We start from the raw sequence: 19,561 nt of genomic DNA, 5'->3' as shown, positions 1-19,561 counted from the left end.
CAGAAATAGGGGGATGACAACAGTGAGGAAATTCAAAAGAGTTCAATGGATGGTAATGCTGCTTCTTTTGGTTATGGTGGTGTCTGCATGCGGCGGCTCCGGAGGAGAAGGCAATTCAGCTTCTGGAGGGGGATCAGCGGATTCAGGAAATGTGAAAATTACACTTTTGAACTCTAAGGGTGAAATCCTTTCACAACTTGAGGATGCCGCCAAGGCGTTCCAGAAAGACAATCCCGGCATTACTGTTGAAATCCAGCCGGTTCCGGCCGGTGGATCGCCTTTTGAGCGTGCCTCTGCATTGTATGCATCCGGAAACCCGCCGACCATGATCATGCTTGATACAGGTGATGTGGAGAAATTCAAGGATCGTATCCTCGATCTAAGCGGAGAAAAGTGGAATGCGGACACTGTTGAAAACGCTACCACAACGACGACGTTTGACGGTAAAAATTACGCGTTTCCGCTGGCTGTTGAAGGCTACGGATTCATCTATAACAAAGCGGTTGTTGATAAAGCGGTAGGCGGAAGCTTTGACCCCACCACAATTAAAACCCGAAATGATCTTGAAAAGCTGTTTCAGCAAATCGAGGCATCTGGGAAGAAAGCATTGGTGATTTCACCAATGGATTGGTCCCTAGGCGCTCATTATTTGCCACTTGCTTATGCAGGCCAGAACAAAGACATGGCTGAAGTGGACAAATTTATGGCATCACTGAAAGCGGGCCAGGCTAACTTGGCTACCAATCCAGTATTTAACGGACTTATGGATACATTCGACGTCATGATGAAATACAATATCGATCAGGCTTCCCCACTGGCAGGCGCTTATGAGCGTGGACCAGAACTGCTTGGCAAAGGCGAAGTTGGTATTTGGTTCATGGGCAACTGGGCATGGCCGCAAATCAGCGGTTTTGATACGGCTAACAAAGAATATGGTTTCTTGCCTGTACCCATCAGCAACAATGCTGATGACTACGGCAATCAGGAAATTTCATCCGCTGTTTCCAAACGTATTGTCATTGACAAGGAGAAGAGTACGCCGGAGCAGCAAGAGGCAGCGAAGAAGTTCCTGAACTGGATCGTCTATGATGCGAAAGGTCAGGATTTCCTCGTAAACAAAGCGAACATTATCCCAGCGTTCAAAAATATTACACTGCCTGCGGCCGATCCACTTGGCAAATCCATTCAGGATTATATTGCAAAAGGCAAGTCAGAGCAGTCGATGAGCTTGCTGCCGGCCGATCACTGGTCTAAGCTAGGATCTTCCATGCAAAAATATCTGGCGAAGCAGGGCGATCGCGCAACACTGGCTAAGGAAATCGAAAACTACTGGAAAAGCGTAAAATAAGGCTTATTTCAAATTACCCGGAAATAGAGAGAGAAATCCGAAACAAAGAGAGGGATCACCATGATTGCGGAAAAAGGAGTATGGAACCGGCTACGGACACGGCTGCTGTTCACCGGACCAACCTTGTTTGCCTTCATAACGGTAATGATCATTCCATTTTTGTACGGCATTTATTTGACGTTCACAAACTGGGATGGTATTTCCACGACACTAACGCTGGTTGGCATCCAAAACTATCTGGCCGTTTTTCGGGATATTGAGTTTTGGAAATCGTTCGCCTTGACGCTCAAATATGTATTTTATACCGTTGTTCTTATCAATGTCATCGCTTTTATGCTGGCTTATGTGCTGACTAAAGGGTTAAAAGGACAGAGTATTTTTCGGGCAGGGTTTTTCCTGCCCAACCTTGTCGGCGGTATTGTACTCGGTTTTATCTGGCAGTTCATCTTCAACAACGTGCTTGTCTATTTGGGACAACATGCCGACATTCAGGCGCTCAGCACGACTTGGCTGGCTGATCCTGACAAAGCGTTCTGGACACTCGTGATTGTAACCGTGTGGCAGAACGCGGGTTACATGATGGTCATTTATATTGCAGGTTTGACGGGTGTGCCGAATGATATTATGGAGGCTGCAAGCATTGACGGGGCGAGCAGCTGGACCAGACTGCGGAAAATGGTGCTGCCCTTGATGGTTCCTTCTTTCATCGTATGTATATTTTTGTCCCTGCAGCGTGGATTTATGGTCTATGACGTCAACCTTGCGCTCACGAAAGGTGGACCGTTCAGTAGTACTCAAATGGTGTCGATGCATGTGTATGAAAAGGCATTCCTTTCCCGTGACTATGGTGTGGGGCAGGCAGAAGCATTCGTACTGTTCCTGATGGTTGCTCTCATCACTCTGCTCCAGGTTTATTTTAGCAAGAAGTTGGAGGTGGAGGCGTAATGGCAAACAAAAAAATCGCTTCCTCCATGATCAAATTCATTGTGCTAACAGTCCTACTCATATTATTCATCGTACCGTTCGTCTTTCTGCTGATCAATTCGTTCAAGGAAAATATGGCGATTACCTCGAATCCGTTATCGCTTCCAGAGAGCTTCAATATGACCAACTATATGAATGCATTTGATAAAATGAATTATATCACTGCATTCACTAACTCATTGGTCATAACGGTGTTAAGTGTCTTGTTTATCTCCCTGTTTGCGGCGATGACGGCTCATTATTTTGTCAGAAACAACACCAAGTTCAACCAATATACATTTATGCTGATGGTAGCTTCCATGATTATTCCATTCCAGGCCATCATGATTCCATTGGTGAAAATTTACGGCTCACTTGATCTGCTGAACAGCAAATGGTCGCTGATTTACATGTATATCGGTTTTGGTAGCTCGCTGGCCGTCTTCATTTATCATGGATTCGTAAAGAGTATTCCGAAGGAATTGGAGGAAGCAGCGCTGATTGACGGCTGCACGCGGATTCAGACCTTCTTCCGCATCGTGTTTCCGGTATTGATGCCTACGACAGCCACTATTTCCATTCTCAATGTACTGTGGATCTGGAATGATTTTCTGCTGCCTTCGCTCATTCTGGTCGATCCTGAGCAAAGGACACTTCCGCTGTCCACATACAACTTTTATGGAACCTACACAGTGGATTATGGGCCATTGATGGCAAGTTTGGTACTCACGATATTTCCGATCATTATCATCTATCTGTTCGCCCAGAAATATATTATTCAGGGTGTTATGCAAGGTTCGATTAAATAACTGTAGGAGTAGGATGCCTTATCAAACATACTAGAGTGTATACGAGAGAAAATGCTGATCAATTTATTTCCCAATCCAAGCATATGCTTCGGCCGGATTATCGGCTGAACTATCATTTAATGGCTGAATTTGGCTGGATGAATGATCCGAACGGTTTCATTCAATATAACGGGCAGTATCACTTGTTCTATCAACATTATCCGTATAAATCGGTGTGGGGACCGATGCACTGGGGACACGCAGTCAGCCGCGATCTTATGAAGTGGGACTATCTACCGGTTGCTTTGGCCCCGGACGGTGAGTTCGACCGGGATGGCTGCTTCTCCGGCAGTGCGGTTGAGCAGGACGGGAAGCTTGTCCTGATGTATACCGGACATGTTGTAACCGGCCCCGACAAAGATCAGGATTACAAGCAGTCACAGGGAATTGCAGTATCAGAAGACGGAGTGACATTCGAAAAGTGGGAGGGCAACCCGGTCATCGGTTATGACGCCATACCGGACAGGGTCAGCCGCAAAGATTTTCGTGATCCTAAGGTGTTCAGGCATGAGGACCAATACTACGTCGTGCTTGGTTCTAATGACGCCCAAGGGAACGGGCTTGTACTGCTTTACCGATCTGAAGACCTGAGAAGCTGGACGTATGTCAATGTGCTGGCTGTGAGTGACGGTCGCTTCGGTGATAATTGGGAATGTCCGGATTTGTTCCCGCTCGGCGATCGGCACGTATTCATGTTGTCTCCACAGCGCATGCCTGCTCAGGGAGAAGCTTACCGTAATCTGCATTCCACCATGTACGGTATAGGTGATTTCAATGCGGAGGCTGGAACATTTACGGCAGAGCGGTATGCTCAGGTAGATCACGGATTCGATTTCTATGCCCCGCAGTCAACCTTGGATGATCAAGGGCGGCGTATCATCATCGGATGGATGGATATGTGGGAGTCGGAGATGCCAACCCAGCAGGGACATCATTGGGCAGGTGCGATGAGTCTTCCGCGACAAGCCGTGATCGATCACGACAGATTGCTATTCCGTCCGCTTGATGAGGTTGAAAATTACCGATCCAATCTGTTCGAGCAGCGGGATATCTTGCTGACAGGCGAGCAGATCATGGACACGTTCGGAGATAGCTACGAACTGAAGGCGGTATTTGAGTTCGAGGCTGGTAATACTGATGAATTCGGCTTGAAGCTGAGAGTGGGCGACGAAGAGGAAACGGTACTGTCGTATCGTCCCGATGACGGTCTATTCCGTTTTAACCGTGAGCGTGCTGGTATCGGACCGGGCGGAGAGAGAAGAGTACCCTTGGGCTTACAAGAGGGACGTTTGGAGCTGCGTATTTTCGTCGATAAAAGCTCTGTAGAAATATTCATCGGTGACGGTGAATACGTCCTCACAGGAAGAGTGTATCCCGGAATGGAATCAACAGGTATTCGTGCGTTTGCGAGCGGAAAATGTACGATGTCCTCGTTCCAGAAGTGGGATATCCTCACATAGAATCGCATCACAAACAGGAACCTAACCGTTGATGGTCAGGCTCCTGTTTTTTGTGGCCATTTTGCTCGTGGGATTTTAGGCGCGCTTATTTTGCAGATAAGCATCAAGATAAGCATCAATTTTGATGAGGGCTTCTTCTGTACCGCCGGATTGCTGGAAGCTATTATTTATTTTTTGTACGCCCTCTTTATACGCTGCGTTTGACACGACCTCACGTACGGCATCTCTTAACGATTGTGCATTGATTTGATCTTTAGTTATTCGATAGCCAGCCTGAAGTTCAGTTAACCGCTGTGCGACCATGGGCTGATCTTTGTCCTGAGGCAGCACTACCAAGGGGACATTAAAGTGAATTCCTTCATTCACACTGTTCATTCCACCATGAGTAATAAATACATCTGTATGACGTAATACCTCCAATTGAGGTACATAGGGTGAGATGATAAAGTGCCCAGGGGCAGGATTAATTTTCGTAAAGTCAGCTTTTTCGCCAGCTGCAATCACGACGATGCCTTCAAAATCGGAAAAAGCCTCAATGCAGGTGTTAAAAAAGTCCTCAGTATGGTCTAGAACAGTTCCCATCGAAATATACAAAACCTTTTTACCCTGTAGTCTGTCTAGCGGGAATGAATTTTCTCTTTTGCGCTCCGGGAAGCTGGGGCCAATAAAAAGATGCTCGTCCCCAAATTGTTCACCATTCGGTTGAAAATATCTGCTCGTATATACGACATTCAAAGCTCCTGAATTGTTCATAAATTGAACCAGATCTTTGGGAGCAACACCGAACCTTTCTTTCATGAGTTGCAGTGAAGACGTTACTTGTTCATCAGGCTGAAACGGTACTTTAGCGTCGGAGCGGAAGAGATTGGCAGCCATCAGATGATTTGAAATGAGAAAAGATGGGGATGAAGAGATGCCTGGGATATTCAAATAATCTCTTACTAATTCACCAGCTCCGAATCGATCATAGAACACCAAGTCAAATTGAATACGCTCGGACAGCTCCTGAGTGATGGCTAAGATGTCCATCGAAGTCTGGATATGAATATTCAAAAATGCGTTCAGTCCTGCCGGAGTGTTGGTATCAATGGAAGCAGTCCTGACCAGATCAGGATGCAGGTGAACCTTCGCTCCAACTGCTTCGAGTCTATTCTTGTATTTCTCAGTTGTAATGTAATGAACCTGGTCCCCTCGTGCTGCAAAGGCTTGCGTGATCCCAAGCGTGGGGTTTACATGTCCTTCTGCCGGAAAATTAACCATTAATACATTTAACATCCATCCTTACTCCTTTCCTTCTCTTTCATTTAAGATGCAGTTTTAACTGAATCTCTCAATCCATAATAACAATAATATTTATTTTTTCAAATGATATCCTTTCATGATTGCGTTTTAAAACAGTCAACATAATTCAAAAGAATAAGACAAGGACATGTTGGCATGAAATGTGTATAACAAATATTTACCTCGTGCATAGTAAAGACGAACCTATTTAGCGAGGGAGGTTTTTTCTAAATGAATGTCCAAAGAGCACAAGAAATAGCGTCCTCTTCCATCATGGCAAATGTGTTGTGCGATGGGTTACCCATCTACATTCAGCATGTGAACGAACAACGTGAGACGGCACGGATCTATGCGCTGAACAATCCGGAAGAGGAACGGGAAGTGCCTTTGTACGCGTTAACAGAACGAGATCAAACCCTTGAATAGAAAGGAGCGACATGAAAAGTGAAACCCAATCAACAGAAAGAGATCGAGGCAGATCGTTTGAATTTTCGTGATCAGACGGACGATGTGGTCAGAGAAGTACCGGCCACAACAGATGCCAGCGAAGCTGTTGCAGCAATGACCTCGCATATCAATAAATATGATGTACCAGATGAGTTGGAAGAAGAATAGGGAGTGGACAAGCGCGCACAGGATAACCTGTTGCGTGCTTTTTATATGACGTATAATTGGATTGTATCGAACAAAAAGTATTCAATGCCCAAACGTACAAGTGAAGCTGCCCGTGTGTACGTTTTTTTCTTTTCGTTTTTTTGTAAAATAAGTTATACATGATTTCTGTTCAAACGAAATGGACCCGCTGCTCATAGCGGCATTGTCTCTAATAAGTTGAAAAGCATGAATTCAGAATTGTAGGAGGGAATTATGAACGATGAATTCAATGTACAGGTTCAAAATCTAGATCCGGAAATAAGTGCAGGTGAAGTTGAGAACAAGGACATTTCGAAAATATTAACTATTATATGGATTTTTATAATTTATAGTGAGTCTGTCATTCTTCAACATTTGTTCGGTGGTTTATATCTGCTGCAAAGTTCCTTGTTTACTGTAATCATCATATTGCACATCCTCTTGTACTTGCATGCTCATAGAGTTGCAAAATATTTTTCATGGGCTTATTTTGTTGTACAAGGGGGCTTGATCTTTGCAAGTGCATTTCTTCTACCTGACAGTTTCTCCATAGTACTGGTTGGGCTAATGCCCGTTTTGGTGGGTCAGAGTATAGGTATTTATTATAAGCCGCTCAAGGTTATTCTTGTATTTTTGATCTCCTATGTGCTTTTTTGTGTGGCTGTGGTCTCTCACAATGAGGGCAGGCAATTTGTGTTGTTCATCCCGTTATTTTTTCTAATTGTCGTTGTTATAGTAGCTTATGCCGTTCTTTTTCTCAAACAAGTCAAAGCACGAATCCGCACGCAAAATGTTCTGAAAGAGCTTGAAGCCGCACATCAAAAGGTGGAAGAACTTACAATTGCCAATGAACGACAACGTATGGCTCGTGATCTGCATGATACGCTGGCTCAAGGGCTTGCTGGGCTAATCATGCAGCTTGAAGCTATTGATGCTCATCTGAGCAAAGGAAGTACGCAAAGGGCTCAGGAGATCGTCCAACAATCGATGTCACAAGTGCGAAGGACGTTGTCTGATTCGAGACGAGCTATAGACAATCTGCGTTCGAAAACCATCTCGGAAGTTGATTTTGCAGAGGCCGTGGAGGAAGAAATACAGCGATTTACTATGGCTACGAGCATTCGAGTAATACGCAACATCAAAATTAAAGCTTCCGTCCCCAGACTGTTGTTCGAACATGGATTGTTTATAATAAGCGAATGTTTAACCAATGTAGCAAAGCATTCACATGCGAATACCGTATGGATTCATATTTTAGATAACGAAGGCAAGATTGAAATCGAGATTCGCGATGATGGCAAAGGATTTGATAAGGATATTATTGCCAAGCAGACAGGACATTACGGAATTATAGGTATGCATGAACGTGTACGGATGCTGGGTGGAAACATAAATATCAACAGTATAGTTCAAGAAGGTACAGCTATAAAAATAGAGGCGCCTCTTACTAAAGGAGACCTATCATGAAATACAAGATTTTAATCGTCGATGATCATTGGGTCGTTAGAGAAGGGTTAAAGCTGGTGTTGGAGACCAATGACAGCTATGAAGTTATTGGCGAGGCCGGAGAGGGTATAACAGCTCTTAAATTAATCGAAGAACTTCAACCGGATGTTATATTGCTGGATTTATATATGCCACAAATGAGTGGTTTGGAAACTATGAAAGCCCTCAGAGAAAAACAAAATGAAACGCCAGTCATTATCCTGACTACCTATAACGAAGATGATCTCATGATTAAAGGACTTTCTTTAGGGGCAAAGGGATATTTATTAAAAGATACCAGTCGGGAAAACTTATTTCGCACGATTGAGTCAGCACTTAGAGGCGAAACGTTGCTTCAGCCAGAAATAACAGCTAGGGTGTTCGCTGCAACGAATAAGAAAGAAGCCAAGCCAGAGCCGCACGAAAGTAGCTTAGTTCTTACTGATAAGGAAAGGCACATATTAAAGTCGGTTGCACACGGTTTTAAAAGCAAAGAAATTGCCTTTGATATGGGGATTTCCGAGCGTACCGTCAAAGCGCATTTAACGAATATTTATAACAAGCTTGGTGTTGATTCTAGATCCGAAGCCGTTGCCGTTTCGTTGGAGCGTGGTATTTTACAGCTTTAGAGATGTTAACTAAATATATGTTATTTCATTGCCCAGTCGTACATAAGGTGCTTGCCCCTTTGTACGATTTTTTTGTGTGTTCATTGTTATAACATGAAACAAGAAATGAAAAAAATTACTTGACCCACGGGTTGCTGATAGCACCTTTAGAAGAGAGAATCAGGGAGGATGACATGAAGTTGAAGAGAAAAGAAATCAGGATCATGATTACAGGGATTGCATTAGCTATAGTAGCTTCCGGTTGCTCCAGTGCAGCGGAGAACTCTGTAACACAAGCCAGTCACCCGGTAAAAGTAGAGAAGCTTGTAATGAAACCTTTGGCCAATGATTTTAATTTGGCAGGAACATTGCAGGCAAGTAATGAAGCTAGTGTTTCCTTTGAAGCGGATGGACGTATATTGAACACTATGGTGGAGGTAGGGGACTCCGTAGAAAAAGGGAGCGTCCTTGCGAAGTTGGATACATCTGCTTACCAGTTGCAACTGGATCGGGCCAAGGCAACCATGGAGAAGGCAAAGGCTGGTCTTAGCCAAGCGGAGGCTTCCATTCAATCGGCACAGGCGGGTATCCATAGTTCGCAATCCCAGGTCGATGCGGCCCAATCGAAATTGCAGGAATTGAACAATGGCGCCAAAAAACAGGAAATTGCCCAGTCACAAAATGCGGTTACTGCGGCAACCAATGCTTACAATAAGAAAAAGGCGGATGCCGCACGGACACAGAGCCTGTTCCAGGCAGGCGCAGCATCATTGTCGGAAAATGAGAATGCACAGCTGGAATTAACGAATGCACAAAAAAGTTTAAGTGACGCACAAGAGCAGCTGTCTCTCTTGCTTGCAGGCGCCTCGCAGGAACAACGTACCCAGGCTTCAGCTGGTATAGAGCAGGCCAGAGCAGGGCTGGAGACCGCTATTGCTACGAAACAGCAAGGGCTAGCCAGTAAAGCTCAAGCGCAGGCTACCTATGAGGATGCATTGGCTGCTTATGAACAGTCATCCTTGTCACTTAAAAAAGCGACTTTAACCTCCCCGATCACTGGCGTGGTCATTGAAAAAAAAGTAGCCGATGGTCAACTGGGCTCCAGTGGAAGTGAGGCATTCATTGTCGGGAATATCAAGACCTTAAAAGTACTTCTGCCCGTACCGGACAGCGAAATCTTATCATGGAAGAAAAACCAAAAAGTAAATATTTCTCTCTATGATGAAATTAGAACAGGGACTGTTACTCAAATCTATCCATCCACGAATACCAAAACGGGCAGTATTAATGTGGAAGTTAGCATTCCTAATCCTGAACTGAATTGGAAACCTGGTCAAGTCATCAGCGCATCTAAAAGTGTGAATCAAGCGGAAGCACTGTTAGTGCCTGTGGAAGCCGTGATTAGCAATGGAAGTGACCCTTATATATTTAAAGCTGTGAATGGTAAGGCTGTTAAAACCACGATTAAAGTGGGAAAAGTGACGAATAATCAATTCGAAGTTCTCTCCGGACTACAGGCAGGCGATCAAATCGTTACACAAGGAGCAGGAACCTTATTTAATGGCGATTTAATTGGGAATGATGTGCTTGGGAAATCGGAGGAGTCGTCCGAATGATTAAATATATTGTTAAAAAGCAGAAAATTACGCTTATTTTCTTTGGCATGTGCATACTGCTAGGGCTCTTCAATTTTACATCATTACCCAAACAGGAGCAGCCTGATGTTATTCCTATGACAGCTAGTGTTACAACGATCTATCCGGGTGCCTCACCTGAAAGAATCGAGCAAACCATTACTAAGATCATGGAACAGAAAATTAAAGCTGTACAAGGTGTCAAAACGATTTCCTCTACTTCATCGAAAGGCCAATCCAGTATCATCATAGAAGCTTTGAATGATGCGGACCCGACCAAAGTATGGGCTGATCTTCGTACAAAGGTGCAGGATGCACAATCTGAGCTTCCAGAGGACGCGATGCAGCCTATGATCAATGATAGCATGACTAGCTCTTTCATTGGTTCATATGCGATTACTTCTGATAAGGTGGAGGATTTATATTCGTTAAATGAATTAATGAACAAATGGAAAGATCAATTAAAAACAGTCCCTGGTATTTCGCAGGTCAATATTCAAGGAGTACCCGAGCAAGAGGTACGAGTTAGTTTAGACACGCAAAAGATGCAACAATATAACCTCTCCTGGGAGCAGGTTGTCCAAGCGATCAAGGATGAGAATGATAGAGTACCTACAGGAAGTATGGATTTCAATGAGCGTACTTATCAGCTGACGGTAAATGCCTCAACGGACCCATCGATTCTGAATAACGTCCAGATTTCAAGCAATGACGATGGATTTCCGATATCTTTGAAAGATATAGGTACTGCCTCGCTTGTTTTTAAAAAAGCAGCTAGTTATACGTATGTGAATACCAAGCCTGCTATTTCGATCAGTGTGAGTGGAGATATAGGCACAGACGTGCCTACAGTTTCCAAGGCAACAACAGCTAAAATCAATGAACTTGCGAGCAGTTTGCCGAAGAATGTACATTTTGAACTGCTTTTTGCACAAAATGATCGAGTGAGTGAAATATTTGGAAATCTGACCAAAGAGATGATTATTGCTATTTTATCGGTCATTGTGATATGTACTTTAGGTTTGAATTTGCTAACTTCTGCATTTGTAGCGTTGGCCATTCCTGTTTCCATCGCCATCGGCTTTATTTTCTTGCCCATGACAGGAACTACGCTGAATCAAATATCAGTCATCGGACTCATCATCGTGCTAGGGATATTGGTTGATGATGCGGTCGTGGTCAATGACAACATTGAACGCCGACGCTCTGAATTTGGGGAAAATGCTACGGAGGCAGCCATTAAAGGAACCAAAGAGGTGTCCTTATCGATCATTACAGCTACGCTAGCTACGGTTGCAGCATTTGCCCCGCTGCTATTTCTGCCGGGTAATATCGGAGACTTTATTAAACCGATCCCTACCGTTATTTCGTTAACCATGCTGGCTTCCATGATTATGTCGCTAACGATTATTCCTATTTTCCGCCAATGGTATGATCAACGTCGTAAAGGAAAAGAGAGGAACCAAACCGTTAAGCCACCTGGGCTTCTGGGGCATCAAATCCAGTCTCTATCCAATGTGTACTCTAAAAACTGGATGCCAAGAATACTACGGCGTCCACTTTTAACAGCGCTGGTTGGTCTTATGATTGGTACAGCCGCTTATGGACTACTTGCGGTTGTTCCTATTCAACTATTCCCAGAATCCGATCAAGCAGATGCCACCATCAGCGTAACGATGCCCGAAGGAACGTCGTTGCAGGCAACCAATCGGGTTATTAACGAGATTGGCATGTGGGTCAAAAAACAACCAGAAACAGAACGGTTGTCGGCAACGGCAGGTGGAGGAGCGCCTCAGATGTATAGCGATGTTGCAGGCGGTCACGGCTCCGGGGGAGCGGTCAACGGTCAACTTGCTATCGTTGGAAAAGAGGGGCTATTCGATCTCCAAAAAACAGTGGATAGCTGGACTCATACGCTTCAAGCCAAATATCCATCTGCATTGATCAGCATTCGGGTTCCTCAATTAGGTATCCCGGTCGGCAGTGCGGTGTCTATCCGTATGAAGGGAGAAGACATTGATAAACTGCAAAACATGACAGCTAAAGTCAAAGAAATGGTTGCGGCGACCCCCGGAGCTGTTGATGTGACCGATAATATGGGAATGCAAAGCTATAATCTGAATTTCCAAGTCAATCCACAAGCATTGGATAAATATCGGGTTAGCTATTCCAATTTGACACGTACGCTGCTGTTAATGGGTGACGGAGTTAATGTAACGGATTTTGATACAGGTAAGGAACTACTGGATATCAATATATACATGAATAAACCAAACGATGATCCTGAGGTATTGTTCCAGCAATTAAGTGTAACCAATGCGGCAAAAGAGCAAATTCCCTTATCCCAGTTAGTCACGATGAAACCGGACTTTTCCATTCAGCAAATCCACCGCTATGATTTGGAGCGGACAGTAACGATCTCAGCCAATGCAAATGGGCGTACGGCTACAGAACTCACTAATGACATCCGTAGCAAACTAACCCATACACAGTTTGAACCAGGCTATACCTGGGAGATGGGCGGAGAAACATCCGCGCAATCTGATATTTTTACAGATTTGGGCAAGTTAGCTATTATTGTTGTGTTTCTCATCCTGCTCTTGATCACGATGCAGTTTTACTCCGTCTCCACACCGCTCATTATTATGACCACTGTGTATCTGGCAGCGGCAGGTGGAATTCTTGGAAGCTTTATTTCAGGCATGCCAATTGGATTCATGAGTATTATGGGTATCATTTCACTGGCCGGTATCGTCGTGCGCAACGGTATTGTGTTGATAGAGTTTATTGAAGATGCGCGGCGTGAAGGAGCCGAACTGACAGACGCAATTCTTATGGCATGTTCTGCCCGTTTCCGTCCGATCTTGCTTACTTCGCTAACTGCGATTGTGGGTATGATCCCTATTGCCACAATAGGGGAAATCCTCTTCAAACCGTTGGCAACGACCATTATTTTTGGACTGATCTTTTCGACCATTTTAACCTTGTTTGTTGTACCGACTCTGTATATGGTCGTAGCTCATCTGAAGCTGAAGCGGAAGCAGAAGCAGGAAAAGTCTATAAATACCGATAGCTCATTGACCATGTAGGTAAATACAGATAAGAATATACTGCAATTTTTCTTATAAATACGGATCGTACATGAGGCGAATGTCTTTATGTACGATCTTTTTATTTGTTGACAGAGTCAACAAATATCATTACTATAATTGTTGCAAAAGTCCACTAAATAGGGGGAGTTATGGTCAATATCGATGCTAATATCATAGCGGATATGAGGCGTTTTAATCGGTTCTATACGAATTTACTTGGTGTTTTAGATAGACATGTGCTGGATAGCGGATATTCCTTTACCGAGGCACGTGTCATTATAGAGATCGGGTTGATCGAACCGTGTATTGCGAATACTCTGGTCGAATCTCTTCAAATTGATCGCAGCTATATGAGCAGGATCATTGCTAAATTTTGCAAAGAGGGCTTTCTTGTTAAGGAAAATTCAACGTTGGATAATAGAACAAATCTAATTCGTCTGACACCCAAAGGAAAAACGTTCTACAACCAATTGAATGAAAGATCTGATGAACAAATTCTAAGATTAGTTCAAGGACTTTCAGAAGAAGAGATTACAGAATTACATGCATCTATGTTGTTAATTCAGAAGAAATTGGATATTTCGGAGAGGATACAGAATGATACGATTTGAATGCGACTATACCGAAGGTGCTCATGAGCGTATTTTAAAGCGACTACTGGAGACGAATGAGGAACAAACCCCAGGCTATGGTGTGGACGATCATTGTGAAAAAGCCAAATCTTATATTAAAAAAGCATGTGACTCCGAAAATGCGGATGTACACTTTTTGGTTGGAGGTACACAGACCAATACAACGGTCATTTCTTCGATTTTGCGTCCGCATCAAGGTGTCATTGCGGCAACTTCTGGGCATATCGCTGTGCATGAGACCGGAGCAATTGAGGCTACTGGACATAAAGTACTGACATTGCCAAGCGAGGATGGGAAAATCCGGGGTGAACAGGTAAAGGAACTGTACGACGCTCACTGGGGTGATTCTGCTCCTGAGCATTGTGTACAGCCCGGGATGGTTTATATTTCTCAACCTACCGAGAATGGAACGATTTATAGCCGATCCGAGCTGGAAGTGCTAAGTGGAGTGTGTCGTGAATGTGGTTTACCACTGTTTATAGACGGGGCCCGTTTAGGCTATGGTTTGGTTGCAGAGGATAGTGATGCATCCTTGGCAGATATAGCCAAGCTGTGCGATGTATTTTATATTGGCGGCACTAAAATTGGAGCAATGATGGGCGAAGCCGTAGTTATCCTAAATGATGCTTTGAAACAAGATTTCAGATACATGATCAAGCAAAAAGGAGGGCTGCTGGCTAAGGGGAGAATGTTGGGCATTCAGTTTGAAACGCTGTTTGAAGACGGTTTATACTTTGAGATTTCCAAACACGCCATAGATATGGCCATGCTGCTGCAAAAAGGATTATCCGAGCAAGGATTTTCTTTCCAATATCATTCAACAACCAATCAGCAGTTTCCGATTATAGCAGATCGTATATTACAGGCATTGAGCGAAAAATATACTTACTCCTTTTGGGAAAAGGCTGATGATACCCATACTGCTGTTCGATTCTGCACTAGTTGGGCCACAAAGAAAGAAAATATTGAAATGCTGCTACAGGATATCAAAGCATTACAATAAAGGTCATGGATAAACGATGAATATCATCTTGAAGTTGTAGAATAGATGATGTAATAAGCCATACTTCATTGCATACATTGCAGCGAAGTATGGCTTTTTTGTTATGTAATTTACCTAATCCAAGTGGCTTGTCTTTAGTTCCATGAAAGAGCAAGCAGATATAAAAATGGAAAAACAAGACAAGAGTGGATGTATAAAATTAACGCCTAATTATTTACACTGAATACCTATCGAACCTGTTTACGGTATTGAAGAGGGGAGAGTCCGGTTATTTTTTTAAAGATTTTATTAAAATGGGAGGCATGACCGAAGCCGACATCCTCCGCAATGTGCTGGATTTTGTCTTTGGTGGTTCGCAGTCTGGTTTGAGCCGCCCTGACCCTCACTACGCGGATGTACTCGCTGAAATGAAAGCCAGTCAATTTTAGAAAGATGCGGCTTAGGTAAGCCGGACTAATAAAAAAGCAGGCGGCCACTTGTTCGAGAGTTAACGGCTCATTGAAATGGTCCTGAATAAAAGACGAGATTTCTGTGATTTTCTGATGCATGGGATGAGAGGAAACAAGTTCACTACGCTCGGCCGCTTCCGATCGGTGCACCAGGATAAGCATTTCCAGCAGCAAATGCTGTACACAGCGGTCATGCAGAGGCTGCTTATTCCTACATTCGGTATTCATTTGTAGGAACAGCCGTTCAACTTCGACTTGCTCTCTAGCCGGTAAGCGAAGCAACGCAGATTGCTGGTACGGCGGTAGATCCAGAATGTCATGATCCTGCTGCGGGAGAAACGTCGGGGAAAAATGAATCAAAATGCGTTCTGTTTCCTCCAATTGTGTACTGGCGGTAGAGTGTAAGTCATGAGGGAGGATGAATATCAGATCGCCCTTGCGAGCGGTGTATACCTTGCCGTTCATAAAGTAGATGCGTTCGCCCTGCAGCAAAAAATACAGCTCATAGTTGTCATGAACATGAGGTCTGGGCATAACGGTGAAGCCGGTACGGTAGATGTGATGAATGGAGAATTGTTGTTCTCCGATGACATATTTGTCTTCCTTTATTTCATTCATGTGCTTCTTCCTTTGCCAATTAAGATAAGTAAGCGCATTCATATATCCATAGTATATATGACACCTGCCCACGGTAAAAGCGGAAAAGATTGATGAAAGGAGGTGAAGACACTTCTGAACGTCTCGGATCATTCTTTTATAAAAGTATGCGCTGATGTGAAAGAAAATCTTAGGGAGGAAACAGAATATGAGCAAGCAGCGTACATGGAGAAAGGTGCTATGTAATGTGGTTGTGGGTTCAATGTTGTTGACCTTGTGCCCACCATTGATCCAAGCAGAGACTGCGGTAGGGACAGAGATGGGGAAAGTGGAGAAAGTAGAAAATATAGCGACGAATATTCCGGCGTTTCCGGGGGCTGAAGGTGGCGGTAAATATGTTACCGGTGGACGCGGAGGTGAAGTATACGAAGTTACCACGCTGGCAGACTACGGCAAAGGTGAGCAGGTGATCCCCGGATCTCTTCGTGCAGCGGTCAGCTCCGATAATCGGACGGTCGTATTCCGGGTGGGTGGAACCATTCATCTGAAGGAGCCACTTAAAATCCTGGGCAACAATCTGACGGTTGCAGGTCAGACAGCTCCTGGCGACGGCATAACTGTAAGCGATTACACAACAGGGATTGATGCAGATAACGTCATTCTCCGTTACCTGCGTTTTCGATTAACTGATCGTTACCCCAGTGAGGATGACGCGTTAGGAGCTAGGTACCATAAAAACATTATGATTGATCACTGTTCCTTTAGCTGGTCGGTGGATGAGGTGCTAAGTCTGTACGATAACGTAAATACGACAGTACAATGGTCTATTGCATCCGAAAGTATGCTAATGACTACGCACCAGAAAGGCCGCCACGGCTATGGCGGTATATGGGGTGGTCGGAATTCCACCTATCATCATAACTTGCTGGCACACAATGCAAGTCGCAATCCACGGTTCCCAACCGATAAAAAACAAATCGACGCTGTGGAAATGACCAATAATGTCATATATAACTGGGGATTTTTCTCTTCCTACGGTGGCGGTGAAGGATCGTATAATGTGCTGAATAACTATTATAAGTATGGCCCCAACACATATAAGGACGTGCGTAGTCAAATCTTTGTAGACGTGGGGAGTAAAAAATATAAAACACGCATTTATATTGGTGGCAACTACATGTACGGCAACGAATCGGTTACTCAAGACAACTGGCAGCTTGGAACATCCATTGGATCGATTATTGACCCTTCCACTCGTTTGGCAGAGCCGATTGAAGTCAGAGGGGAATACGACAACGGAATTTCACCAGATGCGTATGGACCATATCAGGCGACAGATGCGCAGACCGCATATACTGAGGTGCTCGCCGGCTCAGGAGCCACGCTGCCAAGAAGAGATGCGGTGGACGCTCGAATTATGAATGATGTGAAGAATGGAACGGGTGCGTTTATCAACTCCCCGCGTGAAGCAGGCTGGATTTACGATGATTATAGCGTAACCACCACGGAGCTTACTGACAGTGATCATGATGGTATACCGGATGAATGGGAACGCGCTCATGGGCTGGACCCCAATAATGCTGACGACCGCAACGGTCAGGAGCTTGCCGGTACAGGCGAGTATGCTCATTTTGCCAAGGGCTATACGAATTTAGAGGTTTATTTAAATGATCTCATTGAGAAGCTGTCCAATGGCAGTGAGGTGGATAATCCGGAGGCCTTCGTTCAGGTATCGGATGAAGGTGGACGTTCACTGAAGCATAACGATATTTTGGAAGCCGGACGTGGTGCGACCATAACTGCAACGGCCAAGGATCAAGATGGCATTGCTCACGTTGAATTTGTCATTGACGGTAAACTTGCTGGAAAAGTAGAGGGTGCGCCTTATCAAATCAGTTGGAATCATGTGACGGACGGCACCCATTACATTATTGCACGGGTGACAGACCGCAAGGGGACTGCTACATTTTCCAATCCTGTCACCATCCATGTCAACACGACTGCACCAACGGGGAACTGGCTCAGCGAAGAGGTTGGCTCTGATGGTAACGATGGCTATATCAAAGGGCATACTCAGGTATTAAAAGAAGATGCAAACGGCAGCAGTATCCGACTGAAATCCGCGGGGGATATTGACGGAAAAGCTGATCTTTTCCATTACGCTTATCAGAAATGGGAGGGAGACGGTGAAATTACAGCTCGTGTGGAGAAGATTACCCCTGTGGATGATAATGCCGAGGCAGGGGTAATGATTCGTGAATCGCTGAAGCCTGGATCAAAAATGGCCTTTATGTCTTTAGCATTTGTTAAATATGGTAAACAGGGGATTCTTATCAGTCGTGATCAAACAGATGGTAAAACCACGCGTGCGTCAATGGAGACGTTTATTCCAACGCCATATTCGGTTCGTCTGGTGCGACAGGGACAAAAGCTTACCGGATGGGTATCCGCAGACGGTGTGACGAACTGGGAGAAGGTTGGTGAAACCGTTATAGATTTGCCGGATCATCAACCGCTATTGTTCGGGTTAGCTACTGATGCATCCAAACAACAAAATGAAGTGTGGAATTACAATACGTCGGAATTCAGCAATGTTAAGGTCCGCAAGCTAACAGACTCAGGAGGAACTTCTCCCACCAGTGTGGTTGTATCGACCTATGGCCCTGCTGACTACACCTCTCTCCAGGCAGCTATTGATGCAGTCCCTGACAACAGCAACACAAGGACTGTTATCCATCTCAAAAACGGCACGTACCGTGAAAAAATAAAGGTGAATTCCTCCAAAAAAAATCTGAGTATTATCGGGGAAGATCGGGACAAAACGATCATTGCTTTTGATGATACGGCCAAGACCGTAGTGGACGGAAAAGAATTAGGAACGAGCAATAGCTATACTATGCGTGTGCAAAGTCCTGACTTTGTGTTGGAAAATGTGACGGTCGCCAACACAGAAGGGACCGGGCAGGTGCAGGCTGTAGCGTTATATGCCGAAGGTGATCGTGGAAAGTATCACAATGTCAAAATTACTGGCCTACAGGATACACTGCTCGTGAACCGTGGCAGACAATATTTTAAGGACAGTTACATCAGTGGCAGTGTAGATTTTATATTTGGCAATGCCCCTGCCGTGTTTGATAATTCGATCATACACAGCCTGCGTGCCGGATACGTAACAGCCGCTTCAACGGAAGAGAACCAGCCAGGTTTTGTATTTATTCAGTGTCGTCTGACAACCGAAGCTGGCTTGACAGGCAAGGTGGATCTTGGGCGACCATGGCGTCCTTACGCACATGTTACTTTTTTGAAAACCTATATGGATGACCATATCAAGCCAGGTGGTTGGAACAATTGGGGTAAGGAATCCAATGAGCAGACTGCAAGATTTGGAGAGTACGATAACTTTGGACCAGGTGCAGAAAGCAGCGGGCGTGTACCTTGGGCCAAACAGCTTACGGCTGACGAAGCAAACCAGTACACTGTTGAAGCTGTTCTGAGCGGGACAGATCATTGGAATTGGCGTCTATAATT

15 protein-coding genes are annotated in these 19,561 nt (G+C 44.5%); 13 read left to right on the top strand and 2 right to left on the bottom strand.

Annotation, left to right across the window (positions count from 1 at the left end; translation table 11 throughout):
• Positions 1-22 precede the first annotated feature (22 nt).
• From ACUC6J_RS21390 to ACUC6J_RS21375, 4 genes are read left to right on the top strand one after another with little or no spacing between them, the layout of a single operon-like run.
• A complete protein-coding gene (locus ACUC6J_RS21390) occupies positions 23-1,348 on the top strand; it encodes an ABC transporter substrate-binding protein (RefSeq protein ID WP_016820424.1) in 1,326 nt (441 codons plus the stop codon).
• Positions 1,349-1,408: 60 nt separating this feature from the next.
• Positions 1,409-2,293: a carbohydrate ABC transporter permease gene (locus ACUC6J_RS21385; protein WP_016820423.1), complete on the top strand. Its 885-nt coding sequence runs from the start codon at positions 1,409-1,411 to the stop codon at positions 2,291-2,293.
• Entirely contained in the window at positions 2,293-3,120 is an 828-nt protein-coding gene (locus ACUC6J_RS21380) for a carbohydrate ABC transporter permease (RefSeq protein ID WP_277509934.1), read from the top strand. The genes ACUC6J_RS21385 and ACUC6J_RS21380 overlap by 1 nt, the downstream gene beginning before the upstream one ends.
• A 35-nt stretch (positions 3,121-3,155) precedes the next feature.
• Positions 3,156-4,619 (top strand): glycoside hydrolase family 32 protein, encoded by a 1,464-nt coding sequence (locus tag ACUC6J_RS21375; protein WP_447249396.1) that lies wholly within the window; start codon positions 3,156-3,158, stop codon positions 4,617-4,619.
• A 75-nt stretch (positions 4,620-4,694) separates the two neighbouring features.
• Here ACUC6J_RS21375 and ACUC6J_RS21370 read toward each other — a convergent pair whose 3' ends face one another.
• Complete coding sequence (locus ACUC6J_RS21370; protein ID WP_340865642.1) at positions 4,695-5,894, bottom strand: macrolide family glycosyltransferase; 1,200 nt, start codon at positions 5,892-5,894, stop codon at positions 4,695-4,697.
• Positions 5,895-6,131: 237 nt separating this feature from the next.
• On the opposite strand from ACUC6J_RS21370, the gene ACUC6J_RS21365 reads away from it, so the two are divergent.
• The 8 genes from ACUC6J_RS21365 to ACUC6J_RS21330 all read left to right on the top strand — a co-directional run bounded on the left by ACUC6J_RS21365 (position 6,132) and on the right by ACUC6J_RS21330 (position 14,987).
• Positions 6,132-6,326 (top strand): H-type small acid-soluble spore protein, encoded by a 195-nt coding sequence (locus ACUC6J_RS21365; RefSeq protein ID WP_016820419.1) that lies wholly within the window; start codon positions 6,132-6,134, stop codon positions 6,324-6,326.
• 18 nt (positions 6,327-6,344) lie between these two features.
• Positions 6,345-6,515: a hypothetical protein gene (locus ACUC6J_RS21360; protein ID WP_013373210.1), complete on the top strand. Its 171-nt coding sequence runs from the start codon at positions 6,345-6,347 to the stop codon at positions 6,513-6,515.
• A 252-nt stretch (positions 6,516-6,767) separates the two neighbouring features.
• Positions 6,768-8,000, top strand: coding sequence for a sensor histidine kinase (locus ACUC6J_RS21355; RefSeq protein ID WP_117289960.1), 1,233 nt, complete (start codon positions 6,768-6,770; stop codon positions 7,998-8,000).
• The gene (locus tag ACUC6J_RS21350) at positions 7,997-8,647 is read left to right on the top strand and encodes a response regulator (RefSeq protein WP_025365899.1); all 651 of its coding nucleotides are present in this window, start codon (positions 7,997-7,999) and stop codon (positions 8,645-8,647) included. Before ACUC6J_RS21355 ends, ACUC6J_RS21350 begins: the two co-directional genes overlap by 4 nt.
• Before the next feature lie 173 nt (positions 8,648-8,820).
• Complete coding sequence (locus ACUC6J_RS21345) at positions 8,821-10,242, top strand: efflux RND transporter periplasmic adaptor subunit (protein WP_045244981.1); 1,422 nt, start codon at positions 8,821-8,823, stop codon at positions 10,240-10,242.
• Positions 10,239-13,349, top strand: a complete 3,111-nt coding sequence (locus ACUC6J_RS21340) for an efflux RND transporter permease subunit (RefSeq protein ID WP_447249395.1) — start codon at positions 10,239-10,241, stop codon at positions 13,347-13,349. The genes ACUC6J_RS21345 and ACUC6J_RS21340 overlap by 4 nt, the downstream gene beginning before the upstream one ends.
• Positions 13,350-13,501: 152 nt before the next feature.
• Positions 13,502-13,963: a MarR family winged helix-turn-helix transcriptional regulator gene (locus ACUC6J_RS21335; RefSeq protein ID WP_016820414.1), complete on the top strand. Its 462-nt coding sequence runs from the start codon at positions 13,502-13,504 to the stop codon at positions 13,961-13,963.
• Complete coding sequence (locus ACUC6J_RS21330) at positions 13,950-14,987, top strand: threonine aldolase family protein (RefSeq protein ID WP_045244983.1); 1,038 nt, start codon at positions 13,950-13,952, stop codon at positions 14,985-14,987. Before ACUC6J_RS21335 ends, ACUC6J_RS21330 begins: the two co-directional genes overlap by 14 nt.
• Before the next feature lie 227 nt (positions 14,988-15,214).
• On the opposite strand, the gene ACUC6J_RS21325 is transcribed toward ACUC6J_RS21330, so the two are convergent.
• Positions 15,215-16,054 carry a helix-turn-helix transcriptional regulator gene (locus ACUC6J_RS21325; protein WP_017425601.1) on the bottom strand — a complete coding sequence of 280 codons (840 nt, stop codon included), beginning with the start codon at positions 16,052-16,054 and terminating at the stop codon, positions 15,215-15,217.
• A gap of 187 nt (positions 16,055-16,241) precedes the next feature.
• Here ACUC6J_RS21325 and ACUC6J_RS21320 point away from each other — a divergent pair, with 187 nt between their 5' ends.
• Positions 16,242-19,559: a pectinesterase family protein gene (locus tag ACUC6J_RS21320; protein WP_447249394.1), complete on the top strand. Its 3,318-nt coding sequence runs from the start codon at positions 16,242-16,244 to the stop codon at positions 19,557-19,559.
• Positions 19,560-19,561: the final 2 nt, after the last annotated feature.

It is taken from the genome of Paenibacillus sp. JJ1683 (assembly GCF_053006485.1).
The sequence above is the reverse complement of the archived record's forward strand: the minus strand, read 5'-3'. Positions and strand labels throughout refer to the sequence as shown.

Bases quoted from the DNA above. Each gene is read 5' to 3' on its own strand.
- ACUC6J_RS21385 (WP_016820423.1), top strand. From the start codon at position 1,409: ATGATTGCGGAAAAAGGAGTATGGAACCGGCTACGGACACGGCTGCTG.
- ACUC6J_RS21380 (WP_277509934.1), top strand. From the start codon at position 2,293: ATGGCAAACAAAAAAATCGCTTCCTCCATGATCAAATTCATTGTGCTA.
- ACUC6J_RS21370 (WP_340865642.1), bottom strand. From the start codon at position 5,894: ATGTTAAATGTATTAATGGTTAATTTTCCGGCAGAAGGACATGTAAAC.
- ACUC6J_RS21365 (WP_016820419.1), top strand. From the start codon at position 6,132: ATGAATGTCCAAAGAGCACAAGAAATAGCGTCCTCTTCCATCATGGCA.
- ACUC6J_RS21355 (WP_117289960.1), top strand. From the start codon at position 6,768: ATGAACGATGAATTCAATGTACAGGTTCAAAATCTAGATCCGGAAATA.
- ACUC6J_RS21350 (WP_025365899.1), top strand. From the start codon at position 7,997: ATGAAATACAAGATTTTAATCGTCGATGATCATTGGGTCGTTAGAGAA.
- ACUC6J_RS21345 (WP_045244981.1), top strand. From the start codon at position 8,821: ATGAAGTTGAAGAGAAAAGAAATCAGGATCATGATTACAGGGATTGCA.
- ACUC6J_RS21340 (WP_447249395.1), top strand. From the start codon at position 10,239: ATGATTAAATATATTGTTAAAAAGCAGAAAATTACGCTTATTTTCTTT.
- ACUC6J_RS21335 (WP_016820414.1), top strand. From the start codon at position 13,502: ATGGTCAATATCGATGCTAATATCATAGCGGATATGAGGCGTTTTAAT.
- ACUC6J_RS21330 (WP_045244983.1), top strand. From the start codon at position 13,950: ATGATACGATTTGAATGCGACTATACCGAAGGTGCTCATGAGCGTATT.
- ACUC6J_RS21325 (WP_017425601.1), bottom strand. From the start codon at position 16,054: ATGAATGAAATAAAGGAAGACAAATATGTCATCGGAGAACAACAATTC.
- ACUC6J_RS21320 (WP_447249394.1), top strand. From the start codon at position 16,242: ATGAGCAAGCAGCGTACATGGAGAAAGGTGCTATGTAATGTGGTTGTG.